The 12,006-nt window shown below is 41.1% G+C and carries 10 protein-coding genes; 2 read left to right on the top strand and 8 right to left on the bottom strand.

The features are described 5' to 3' along the window. The first annotated feature begins 132 nt into the window (after positions 1–132). Positions 133–453 carry a hypothetical protein gene (locus DKM50_05565; GenBank protein PZM80232.1) on the top strand — a complete coding sequence of 107 codons (321 nt, stop codon included), beginning with the start codon at positions 133–135 and terminating at the stop codon, positions 451–453. 153 nt (positions 454–606) lie between these two features. Here the strand turns inward: DKM50_05565 and DKM50_05560 are convergent, their stop codons facing one another. Next, a complete protein-coding gene (locus tag DKM50_05560) occupies positions 607–1,749 on the bottom strand; it encodes a type III PLP-dependent enzyme (protein ID PZM80231.1) in 1,143 nt (380 codons plus the stop codon). Between the two features lie 19 nt (positions 1,750–1,768). Further along, positions 1,769–3,229, bottom strand: coding sequence for a homospermidine synthase (locus DKM50_05555; GenBank protein PZM80230.1), 1,461 nt, complete (start codon positions 3,227–3,229; stop codon positions 1,769–1,771). Between the two features lie 192 nt (positions 3,230–3,421). Here DKM50_05555 and DKM50_05550 point away from each other — a divergent pair, with 192 nt between their 5' ends. Further along, a complete protein-coding gene (locus DKM50_05550; GenBank protein ID PZM80229.1) occupies positions 3,422–4,084 on the top strand; it encodes a 3'-5' exonuclease in 663 nt (220 codons plus the stop codon). 8 nt (positions 4,085–4,092) lie between these two features. Here DKM50_05550 and DKM50_05545 read toward each other — a convergent pair whose 3' ends face one another. The 6 genes from DKM50_05545 to DKM50_05520 form a co-directional block, all read right to left on the bottom strand. Beyond that, entirely contained in the window at positions 4,093–4,287 is a 195-nt protein-coding gene (locus DKM50_05545) for a hypothetical protein (GenBank protein ID PZM80228.1), read from the bottom strand. A gap of 13 nt (positions 4,288–4,300) precedes the next feature. Further along, positions 4,301–5,191, bottom strand: coding sequence for a hypothetical protein (locus DKM50_05540; GenBank protein PZM80246.1), 891 nt, complete (start codon positions 5,189–5,191; stop codon positions 4,301–4,303). Positions 5,192–5,418: 227 nt separating this feature from the next. After that, a complete protein-coding gene (locus DKM50_05535; GenBank protein PZM80227.1) occupies positions 5,419–8,481 on the bottom strand; it encodes a DEAD/DEAH box helicase in 3,063 nt (1,020 codons plus the stop codon). Next, positions 8,345–8,593 carry a hypothetical protein gene (locus DKM50_05530; protein ID PZM80245.1) on the bottom strand — a complete coding sequence of 83 codons (249 nt, stop codon included), beginning with the start codon at positions 8,591–8,593 and terminating at the stop codon, positions 8,345–8,347. Before DKM50_05530 ends, DKM50_05535 begins: the two co-directional genes overlap by 137 nt. Continuing rightward, a complete protein-coding gene (locus DKM50_05525) occupies positions 8,494–10,992 on the bottom strand; it encodes a peptidase S8 (GenBank protein ID PZM80226.1) in 2,499 nt (832 codons plus the stop codon). The genes DKM50_05530 and DKM50_05525 overlap by 100 nt, the downstream gene beginning before the upstream one ends. Continuing rightward, entirely contained in the window at positions 10,992–11,966 is a 975-nt protein-coding gene (locus DKM50_05520; GenBank protein PZM80225.1) for an ATPase, read from the bottom strand. Before DKM50_05520 ends, DKM50_05525 begins: the two co-directional genes overlap by 1 nt. Between the last annotated feature and the right edge of the window lie 40 nt (positions 11,967–12,006).

The following is a 12,006-nucleotide window of genomic DNA, read 5'->3' as shown; positions in this document are numbered from 1 at the left end:
GTCTAAGGCTAACGTTATATATTAACCATATTATGATAAATATCAAGAAGATATTTATAGCGGACCTACAGGTTTTTTAGAAAATGATTGATATAATTATCTATAAACATCTCACCTACAGGAGAAAAAAAAATGATGGAAAATGCAAAAGCTTTTTTTGGTCTTGATCTTGATATTACCGGCAGCAAACAAACTACCAGGCCGGTTGCCCAAATAAGTATCATTGAACCCCGAAGCTTTCTTGAAGCCGAGAGTATCGCATCCTTGTTACTGGACCGCACCCCGGTCCTCATCAACCTTGCACATATTGATGATCATGAGGGTAACCGGTTGCTGGAATTTTTAGCTGGATCACTCTTTGCTATTGACGGCGAAATGGTAAGGGTATCCAAACTCATATACCTCACAAGTCCCAGCAGTACTGCCATTAATTACGTTGAGAAATCGCAATAAATAAGATTGTTATTATCTACGGAATGGAATACAGGAAGAGTTCACTAACGCATCAATTATTAGGAATATAATTAGCTCAATCTATCCGCAAGACGTGATAGATAAATCAGATCAGCTAATTTATATAGAATGAACCCAGATCAAGCCTATTGATTAAATAATTACGATTTTTGCCGGTGAAAACCCATTAAAAGCCGGAACAGCACTGGCACAGGAATAAGCACCGATATTTTTAACGTAGACAATGTTATCAACATCCAGCTCAGGCAATTCTTCATTTAACGACAAGACATCCAGTGAGTCACAAGTTGGTCCGGCAATCGTGCTCAAGAACTTTTGGCCTCGTTTTATCGCCTTGAACTCGTACTGGCAGTGATCAAAAATAATACCGGAAAAATCTTGATAAACTCCGTCATTAATATAGTAATAATTCTTATTATCTCGAAAAGCCCGGCCAACCACCTGGGTTGCCAGTATACCGGCAGGGCCAGAAAAGAACCGGCCTGGTTCAGCAATAAAATAGACATGCTTCATTTTACTGAATAGCTTGCGCATTTCACGTCTTAATCGCGAAGCCATCCCTTCAAATGAGGGGATATTCTCGTTTTCAAAATGCTTAATAGGGAACCCGCCGCCGATATCAAGCATACGTAGCGTAATCCCTTGGCTTTCCATATCAGTGAATATTGAGTGAGCTTCTACGAGCGCATTCATATAATTGCTAATATTGGCACACTGAGAACCGACATGAAAACTGATGCCTTCAGGGACCAGTCCAAGATTCTTAGCCTTTTTGATCAAAAACCTGGCTTGGTCAGGGTCGGCCCCGAATTTACGGGAAAGCTCCACTACGCTCCCGACATTGGCAACTTTAATACGCAAGATTACTTTGGAACGCGGAGCAAATTTGGCAATTTTATAGAGTTCCGGCTCATTATCAAAGGTCATCATCGTAATATTATTTTTATATGCAAAACGCAAGTCTTTTTCAGACTTTATGGTATTGGCAAAAAGAATTTTTTCTGGTGAAGCGCCGGCATTCAAGACCCATTCAATTTCGGTTCCCGAAGCCACATCAACTCCAGCGCCCAGATCTACAAAGGTCTTTATAATATCAGGATGAGGATTTGATTTAATAGCATAAAAAGGCGCAACATCAGGCAGGCATTTCTTGAACAGGTTATACTGTTGCGTAAGAGCACTACGTTGGATAATCATCAAAGGCGAACCATGTTCTTTCACCATTTTGCGAATTAATGCTTCTATGTTTTGATTAGTTTGGAGAGCTTTAGCCACTTATAAAGTTTCCTTCCCGTTATGAAATCTGAAACGTTGTAAATTGCCATCTATCATCTTCAGTATACATTGGTACACCCTTATTAAATTTACTATAAAGGTCCAAATCCTGTCGATTCTGTAATGGGTCCCAATCAGATGGACGAGATACATATGATCCCAGATAAGGCTTCGCTACAGCCAAAATTTCTTTATGCGGCAAATCATCCGGAACGTTCACCCCTTCATAAGGGTTATCAATCATCCAATACATTGCAGCCAGAACCGAACACGCAACCTGCAACGTAGTAGAGTTTTGGTTAGGAACTAATTTGCGGGTTTCATTTATATCTAGAATACTGCCAGTCCACCAGCATTTAAAATCGTGCCCCATTAATAGCACGCCAAGCTCTTCATGTCCACTGATAATCTCATCTTCTAATATACGCAGTTTATCCTGCATTTTAAACTGGCGCATTTCCAACTCGTGTAAAGAGAGAACTGCCCCGTCACTTGGGCAGTAAGCGTAATGTACCGTCGGTCGATATTCTGGTTTCCTGTCATTCCATACGGTTAAATAATCGGAAATAGTAAAGGCTTCTCCATGGCGGATAACCATACCAACAATTTCACCACAGGGCACCCACGAGCGAACCTTGGTTTTCATGCCCATTTGTGCAATACAAATCTGATTACAAGGTCCATGCGTATGAACATGTGCCCCTCTGGGCAGTGAGCGCTCATGCGTTCCCCAGCCCATTTCGGCCGGAGCGATACCTTCTTCATAGAACCCTTCAATACTCCAGGTATTAACGAATTCATTTACTCCTTTTGGTTTATCTACTATTTGGGTATCTCGCTCACTGATATGGATAACCTTGACTCCGGTCAGCTGAGCTATTTTGTTAAAATTCTTTGCAGCGAGGTGCTTTATTAATTCCGGAACGCGTGAATCTTTTGGTTTTTCACTGATAATTTTTTTCGCGATATCTTCCAGCGCGTCTTTAGTAAAGTGAGAAACCAATCCAGGGTTCGCTCCATGGTCGATAACTGCTGAAGGCCCTTTTTCTTTCCAGGCAGAAAGCATTTTGCGTAATTTCATATGGCGCACATACAGCGTGCGGTCTACAGGATGTGTATTTTCAGCATCGGTATAGGGGTCCCATTGCTCAACAGAGGTATTTACATAGCGGACATCGTTATCATGACACCACTCAAGTATTTCGTTACAGTCAATATTCCAGGCAAGATCAATTATCATATCGCCTTTGCCAACATATGAAGATAATTTTTGCTGTAAGTTATTTTTGGTTATTTTGTCTATAACGTATTTGGCTCCGGCATCAAGAACACCCTTGACCAGCGAACGGTTATCAACCATATCCATAATAACAATTTTTTCTGTTGGCATATCCAGATGTTTAACCAACATCGGCAATAGACATTGGGAGACTCCCCCGCAGCCAATTACCAGAATTTTTCCGCAAAACTTCTTTTTCATAATTGCCCTCATAAAAACGACAGGAATTTTCTACAATAGCGGTAATAACTATACCACAATTAAGCAAATATTTGTAACAAAAAAATAACGCGATCATAATCGGCCCAAAACCGGTTATTTCTTGACGCCATCCACAAAAATATTTTCATGATATTTTGATTCCTTGCCTATTCAAAACAGCCATTTATTAAAATGGCAAATATTTGTTATGATTATATTATGACAAAAGAAAAATTGTTTCATTTACCGAAACCACCATCCGTCGGATCACAACATAATGAACTGGTGATCTTTGATGTTGAGACCAATGGCCTCACTCCAGCCTGCAGTGTCTTAAGCATTTCTGCCCTCAAGGTGTCTATAGATCTTGCTCAAGGCACCTTTCATGATGAAACGTTTTTTAGCAGATATTACTACCCGAAAGAAAATTATAACTCCAGAGCCATTGCAGTTAACGGACTAACCGCTGAAAGGATTGCCAAGCACCGGGAAAACTTCGACTATCCGAACTACTTTGCAGAGGATATCGATTCGTTTAGTAACTTCATAGCAGGAGTACAGCACTTTATAGGTCATAATATCAGCTTCGATACCAGATTCCTGCCCTTCTCCCTCCCCAGGACCTTCTGTACCATGTTTTCCAACACTTCGATTGTTAAAGCAGCCTGGATGCCGCAAAAAAATGACTGGAAATGGCCATCGCTACAAGAAACTGCCAGGCATTATAATATCAACATTGATCCGGACAGTTTCCATGACAGCAATTATGATGTGCTTATAACCTACCGGATATTCAAGAAAATGTTTATGGCTGAAAATACGAGGGATATCATTACAAAGTTCATACTGACATAATTGAAGTTTTATAAATAACTTAGGTTACCCGTTCCCCCGGATTTTTCCAGTACCGCTTTGGGTATTACTTCGAGTAAAAACAATATTTGCCCGAAGCCGGCGCCCGATATCATAACAGCAATCAAAAACGGCATTAGGATTAAGATATCTTGAAAAATACTCACCAAAAAGCCACCCCAAAAGTGTGGCTTTTTGGTTAACACTCTGAATATCCTTCTACTTCTCCTTTTTAAGAAGTTCAGCAAAGCGATCCATGGTCTCTGCCGCTCCTTTTTCCATTCCTGATTTGAGCATTTCATCACGATCTTCAGTTGTCTGAAAAACAGCTCTGTCTGTCAGTGACGTCTTGCCATCCTGCCCTTCGAACGTCACTGTTTCAAGCAATACATGGCCAGGATTGCCTTCAAACTCAAATGTCTGGACAAGCCGTTCCTGCGGCACAATCTCACGATAAACACCATTAAATGCATACTCATTTCCGCGCTCATCGCGCTGAACGATCCGCCAGGAACCTCCCGGCTTAACGTCCATCTTATCGACAATTGTTGTAAGGTTTCTGGGTCCCCACCACTGATCTATATGTGCAGGATCGAGCCACATTTTGAATACAAGTTCACGCGGCGCATCGAAGACACGGGTATGAACCACTTCCCGGTCCGGATTCTCCAGTAGTTCGGCAAGTTTATCGAAAGATTCGTTCCAACCCTGCACAGCCCCCTCGATATTTGCATCCGACACAGCAGGTCCTAGCAGGGATCGCAGGGTGAGCTTGGTTTTGCCTTCATGCTCTTCGAAAGTTAACGTCACCAGCGTTTCCATCGGCCAATCTTCTCCAAGTCCGTACTGCGCAGGCGAGACTATATTGCCTGACTCGTCCGAAAAGGAATCAGTAAAGACAAGCCGTTCCGGCGAATCGATTTCGCGATAGATGCTTTTGCCCCAAAAGTCTGTTCCTTCAGGCGAACGCATACAGTAATGAAAAACACCATCCAGGCGCAGATCAATAGTACAGTAAGGCATCGAGTAGCCTCTCGGTCCCCACCAGCGCTTCACCTGCTGCGGCTCGGTCCAGGACTTGAAGACAAGCTCGCTCGGAGCATCAAACATACGTATAATGATCAATTCTTTTTCATTTTTTTCTTCCATGTGCTACCTCCTTTTTTGAAAGGAGATTATTCTTATTCGAAGAAGTCGTCAATAGTATGAACTACACGAAACAATCTCACAATTTAACCCATTTACCGCGGGACGGAATGGATTACATACCCTCGGCTACTTTTCACCGGAGAAATTATACCTGGCATACTTTAAGTCATACGCGTATTACCAGCTTACTAATAATGTTCTCGTATATATCCATATGCCTTATCAAATAGTTCCTGTTCTCTATGCAACTTATATTTAAAAAGAGTCTCTCTGAGTACTTTTTGAATAAGTTTTTGGCCACCATGAGTATTTTGCCAGCCCTGAAACCTTCTGGCTTTAACGATTTTGTCTATATCTTCAACAAGATTAGCGATAATTTGAGGGGTTGTATCACTTTTAACTTCCAGGAAAATTTCAGTCAAAGCTTGTTTGTCATCAGGTATAACTTCCTCATTTGTTTCGTTTTCCAGTCGAACCATTTCTCTGGCAGCATCCAGCAGGTCTTTTAACCAATCGATGCTACTTAAAACTCCGGCTTCATACTGTTCTTTTAGGCGTTCAAGCCGTTTTCCAAGTTCCTCAAATCGCGGATCGCTTTTTGACCGGGCTTTTGCCATCAAAGATATAGTCAGCTTCTTTGCTTTCTTTTTTCGTTCTTCTTCCGTAAGCTCAAAGATAGATTCTGCGTCCATAATTAATTCATCAATATCGTCACGAATTCTGGCAATATCAGTGTTCTCGTGGATGATCTTTATCGTTTCCGGTCCTATTGATTCCCAGAGCAACGAACCTATTCCTCCGACTGGTTTTATTGATTCATATACTTGTGCCAGCCATTTATAATCACGTCTGTGTGAATTAAGACATGGGTCTGGTGTAATTGCCTCCCAAAACCGCTTTAACACATTGAATTGGGCAGCAAAATTATCTTTCCTGTCATTCCCAACCAGACAGTCTTGCGCGGCAATCAACCCTTCGTAACCTTCAATAGTTCGGTCTATTCCATGAAAATATTTCAAACATTTATCCATTGCTTGAGGAAAAAGATTTTTAAATGCTTCTATACTTTCAACAACACCTTCAATTTCTTTGGGATCATAATCAAGCGCTTTCGCTACGTTTTCGAAAACGCCTAAATAGTCGATTATCAGCCCATGCTTTTTGGTGTCAGAGTACAACCTATTTGTCCGGCACATAGCTTGTAACAGGGTATGGTCCCGTAATGGTTTATCCATATACATTGTGTAGCAAATCGGTGCATCAAACCCTGTGAGCAATTTGGCTGTCACAATAATAACTTTAAGTGGATCAGATGAATCTCTATATCGATCCAGCAGCGCTTCCTGTACCTGCGGACTGGCATCTATGCTTTGCCAGCGTTTAAAGTCTTCTTTTTCTATGGGTAGACCAAGGGTTTTCCATTTGAGCCAATCAGGAGCAATTTTCCTGGGCTTTCCATTTTCATCTTTTTCTTCTTCAAGAGTACCTTGAGAAATGTTCATAATTGCTTCAATAGCGTCTTTACCTAATCGGTCGATTAGCAGGTAATACATTTGGACTATTGCATCCCGATCATACACAACAACCATGCCTTTAAAATGCTTAGGTTCTACATGTGAACGGAAATGCGCAGAAATATCATCTGCGATAGCAGTAATCCGCTTGGGGGCTTTGAGTAAATGTGCCAGTTTCCCGGCTTTAGCAGAAACATAAGCTTTTTCTTCTTCGCTAAGGTTATTCTGTTTTGCCAGCTCTTCAAACTCCCGGTCAATTGCTTCCCGGTCGATCCGCAGTTCTACTAACCTGGGCTCAAATTTGACTGGCAAAGTAGCTGCATCTCGTATTGATTGTTTATATGAATAACGATTCAAATATCGTCCCGGATCATCCGGAGCACCAAATAGTTTAAACGTGTTGCGCTCCAGTCCAGAAATCGGAGTGCCGGTCAGCCCAAAGAAAAAAGCATTTGGCAGAGCCCAGCGCATCTTATCTCCAAGATTTCCCTCCTGAGTCCTATGAGCTTCATCTACCAACACAATGATATTATTCCGATTATTCAGACCTTCAGTATTATTTTCATCAATTTCTACTTCATCAAACTTAAATATTGTAGTAATGAGGATTTGTCTGGAATCCTGTTTAAGTTCAAGCGCAAGTGCTTTGCAGGAGTTTACCGGCATAACGTTTTTAACCGCAGCATTGCTAAATACCCCATTGATCTGAGTATCCAGATCTACACGATCGACTACCACTATAACAGTAGGATTTTTAAGTTCCGGCGAGCTTTTAAGCATTTGAGCAGCAAATAACATCAGTAGTGATTTACCTGAACCTTGAAAGTGCCAAATAAGCCCTTGCTTAGCATCACCTGTTTTAACCCTGTTAACAATCGCTTTGGCAGCTTCATACTGAGGATATCTTGGTAAAATTTTGGTCTTATAACTTGGCTTGCCTTGCCCGGATTTAACTGTCGAATAGACTATAAATGATTGAAGGATTTCCAGTAGGGTTTTCGGGTTCAGGAGACGCTCTGCGCTCCCGAGTACAGTACGCATATCTTGTGTTATTTCATCACGATCTTCTGTGCTAAGCCAAGGCGCCCAGTCTTTGTAACGGGCACTAACAGAACCATAATAAAATGTTTTTCCTTCGGAAGCAAAGCAGAGCAGGTTCGGTACAAAAAAGGCTTTCTGGTTTTCCCAGTAATGTTTCTGTCCTCCCAGGAAATCGGCTGCACCGTCCTGCCAGCTTATAGCATCCCGGACAGGTGTTTTTACTTCGCCCACTACCAGAGGCAGCCCGTTAACATAGAGCACCAGATCAAAATAGGCATCTCGCGTCCCGGTAAATGGCACTTGTTGGCTGATAATATATTGATTGTTTGTCAGGTCATCAAAATCGATGAGATTAATAGTAATATGCTCACCATCTTTGCCAAGCGGCATAGATGTGCGTCCGAGCAACCAGTCATGAAAAATCTCATTAGCCCTGATAAGCCCGCTATAACTAGCCTCAAGCAGAACACCACGCATACGATGTATAACTTCATCAGCCAGATCAGGATTATCTGCAAGTGGCTTGTTCAAACGGCACAATGCTTCCTTGAGCCAAATATCAACGAACACATCTTGTGGCTGTTTGCCATAGAGCACCAGATTCTCGCCAGGAATGTATTTCCAGTTGTGGGCAGGCAGGGTTATAAGGGTTGCGCGAATGGCGTTTTCGATGGTGTTTTGTTCTTTGAAGGTCATTAATGTATTTCCTTAAACAGAAATGGGTATAATAATGCCAATTTGTTGCGCAACAGGTGTATATACATCCACTTCCTGTTCGGGTGTCGAAATAGAAACAACTAGCGCATATCTGGTACTCTTTTCACACTTCCCTAAGTAACTACGCTCCCGCCACCAGCCGATTCTAGGAGAAACGGCTATAATATTTGAAGCCGCAAGTTCCTGAGCTGTTCCTTGCCATATATCCGAGTGTATAGATCCTTTGTCACGAGCTTGTGAACCAAGAAGCCAATGATTGGAGGCGCTACTAGTTCCAGGATGTCCTTCGTCCTCTTCTCGAGCCGCAGCATTGATCCGTTGAACAAATTGCTCTTTTATTTCACCTGGCGAATTGATATCAAATCTTAAAGCATGGGATGCATACCGATATCTGTCTTTCCACCCGACCTCACCTGGGCCAGGTTCAATAAAATAAGAAAGCGTTATCCGCATTTGTACTGGGGTGTTATCAGGCAGACCCAAAAGAATATCACGTGGCCACGGCAATTCGTAAAGATGCATATCTTTTGTTCTATTTGCGTTATCACGATGTTCAAAAGGTTGAATCTCCGCTTGTGAAATAAGTGTAAGTGAATTAGATGCGCTATAAAGTGCACGTTCCAAATTGGGGACCCCATATCCGCATATACGTAATAGCTTTTTTAATTCTGTCTTTGAATCGTTTTGAGCAAATTGACGCTTTAATATCTCTGGCCATTCTGCTGAATGCACCATCAGTGCTCGAATTGTTTCTGGCCAGCATTCTGGATATTGTGCCTGTATTTGAGCTGCGAGCCATGCGGCTTGTGCTGTTGCTGCACTGGTCATATTAAAATACTCAAACAAACGATCATGCGGTTTATAATTAGTTGTAAGTAAAGCAAGGTCAGCACATTCAGTAGGAAATCCTAACGAATCAACCGCTACATTCCCACCCTCCATAACAATGTCTGGTTTAATCGGCCATTTATCCTCCCAAGTTGATGATGTTGTAGAAAATGGTGAAAGCTCATTTTGAAGCGCTAAAGGTCTATATCCATTAAGTGTCGGGTCTGTGATAATGTTCAACTTAGTATATGCTCCAACCGTTAGTGCATTCCATGATTGTGCAGGATCATGAATAGAATCTGTTATCTGTGTATCTGGGTAGTTAGATATTTGATTAAAATCAGAAATATTACCTGCACTAACAATTATTAGTCGCTTAGTATTGTCTTCTGCCCCAGAAATAATCTGGTCTAATGCCCCAGACCAGGAAGAAGGTCTACCTCGGTCTCGAGTATCTTCTGAAGAGATTGCCATGCAACATACTCTTTTTTGGTTGGGAGATTGTATTTCTGCACGGCTTATTCCTTGAGAAGTTATATCTCCCCACAATTCAATGTCATTTTGTCCATTTGGTGGTAGAATTTTTACTGATTCCAACTGATGCTTTTGAGTATGTTGACCAGTACCAGCAAGCAAATCCGAAAGACTACCATATGCTGCTAACCCCGCCATCCGTGTGCCATGATTAGCGTGATCATTTGTACCCCAGCTAGGATCAACCGACTGACAATCTTCAGCAATTAATAAAGGAGATAATAACGGGTGTCCGTTGTTGACCCCGGTATCCAAAATGCAAATAGAAGTTTGTGACTCACTATCAATCTGTAATCGTTCGGTCAAGTCATTAACCCAATCCGATTGGTCCTGGTTTGATAATTCTGTCCAGAATGCGGCAGTATTCTTTGCTTTTCTATACTCAGCGATGTCATCTGATAGTTTCGATAACATTTCTAATTGAATATGCGTTACATGAACAAGTTTTACAGTTCTCTCAGGAAATCTTATTACTCCTGATTTGGCATTAATGTTTTGTTGAGTTAAAAGGTTTTCAAAACGATTGATAATTTCAACATCATCTCCGGATAGCCAAACCTCACACCACTCAGGATTGTCTTGAGGAATAAGATTTCTATCGTCCTGCCAAAAAGATTCAATAAGTAATGCTTTGCGCAAGTCAGCGATGCCATTTATTAAATCGGCATGCTTAGGATTGCCCTTGTCAGTGTTTTCATTCGCATATTTTTCTATTTTTTCAAAGAAAGCCTGTCTTTTATTATTTGATACAAATACTGTAGCATATGTAACTGGAAGTTCTTCATCTCGATTAGTTATAGTATTCCGAATAACTTCCTTTTCAATTCTAACGTTACACAAACGAATTTTTTTAGAACGCATATCTTCAAGGCTTTTTGTAACGAGTTCATAACCAGGAGAGCCTTTAAATTCCAGATATACACCATGTCTATCTGCATGAGTAGCAACGAATTCGCTATCAGCATCCAGCCATGACTGCGCTAATCTGGTTTTTAAGTATGTTGCATGGCTTTGCCTATCTCTCTGAGGAATATTTTTTGAGGGACCTGTTTGCTTGGTGCTGGTAAAATTTTTTGATTCATGCCAATTAGCCCCCAATAAAATATGTGGCAATTTGTTTTGAGACATTAGTATTCTCCCCTCATACCTCTGCGCGCTTCCTGGCGGTTATTTATTGATTCCAAAAGTGATGCTGTACTTACTTTTAGTGTATCCGAAAGAATTGCTTTTTTTATTGCATCCTGACAAGCCAGATCAACTTCCGCATGGCTTAATCCTTCACTTTTGGACACAATTGTTTTCCAAGATAATTTATTCTCTTTAAAGGTACCTAAAATATTTTCAATTAATCTTTTTCGTTCGCTCGAATCTGGTGCTGTGTAATAAAGCACGTCATCAAACCTCCGAAATAATGCCTGATCTAAAAGCTTGGGGTTATTGGTTGCCGCAACAATTAAGCTATCGGAGGTATCTTGTTCTATAAATTGCAAAAACGCATTAAGAACTCTACGCATTTCTCCAACATCGTTTTCATTAGAACGTTCGCCACCTATTGCATCAAATTCATCAAAAAGATATACTCCATGCTCCTGTTGCATTAAATCAAATATTTGTCGTAATTTTGCGCTGCTTTCGCCCATGAATTTTGTAACCACGCGGTCTACCTGAATAGTATGGAGCGCCAAATGCAATTCTTTTGCTAACACTTTTGCCGTCATCGTCTTTCCGGTTCCAGGGGGACCGATTAGTAGTATTTTACGACGATGCTTAAGTCCATGAGATTTCAATTTGCTCTGTTGACGATATTCATGGATTATTTGATTAATGCGATTCTGTAGTTGTTCGGGAACTACTAAAGAAACCTTAGAAACTTCAGGTTGCTCAGTAAGAACTAACCCTAGTAAATCCTGAGGGAAAGAAAGTACCTTGGCCCCATTTTTTTTTCTTTCTGCATCAATAATTTCCCGGATATCATGAGCAAGAGCTATGTGACCTTGTTTGGCTTCATGAGCAGCAACTTGAAAAGCAATAGTATAAAACCGCTCAGGTTGGCTAGCGAAATGTGACCTGATCAAAGATTTTATTTGTTCTGCTGTTGCCATAAAATTCATCTCCTTATATACATGCGTATATTATATAACA

This window comes from Candidatus Margulisiibacteriota bacterium, assembly GCA_003242895.1.
In the GTDB taxonomy this organism is placed as follows: Bacteria; Margulisbacteria; Riflemargulisbacteria; order GWF2-39-127; family GWF2-39-127; genus GWF2-39-127.
The sequence above is the reverse complement of the archived record's forward strand: the minus strand, read 5'-3'. Positions and strand labels throughout refer to the sequence as shown.

What these genes read in the sequence shown, in the direction of transcription:
- DKM50_05565 (PZM80232.1), top strand. Translation starts at nt 133, where the DNA reads ATGATGGAAAATGCAAAAGCTTTTTTTGGTCTTGATCTTGATATTACC.
- DKM50_05550 (PZM80229.1), top strand. Translation starts at nt 3,422, where the DNA reads ATGGCAAATATTTGTTATGATTATATTATGACAAAAGAAAAATTGTTT.
- DKM50_05555 (PZM80230.1), bottom strand. Translation starts at nt 3,229, where the DNA reads ATGAAAAAGAAGTTTTGCGGAAAAATTCTGGTAATTGGCTGCGGGGGA.
- DKM50_05520 (PZM80225.1), bottom strand. Translation starts at nt 11,966, where the DNA reads ATGGCAACAGCAGAACAAATAAAATCTTTGATCAGGTCACATTTCGCT.
- DKM50_05535 (PZM80227.1), bottom strand. Translation starts at nt 8,481, where the DNA reads ATGACCTTCAAAGAACAAAACACCATCGAAAACGCCATTCGCGCAACC.
- DKM50_05540 (PZM80246.1), bottom strand. Translation starts at nt 5,191, where the DNA reads ATGTTTGATGCTCCGAGCGAGCTTGTCTTCAAGTCCTGGACCGAGCCG.
- DKM50_05525 (PZM80226.1), bottom strand. Translation starts at nt 10,992, where the DNA reads ATGTCTCAAAACAAATTGCCACATATTTTATTGGGGGCTAATTGGCAT.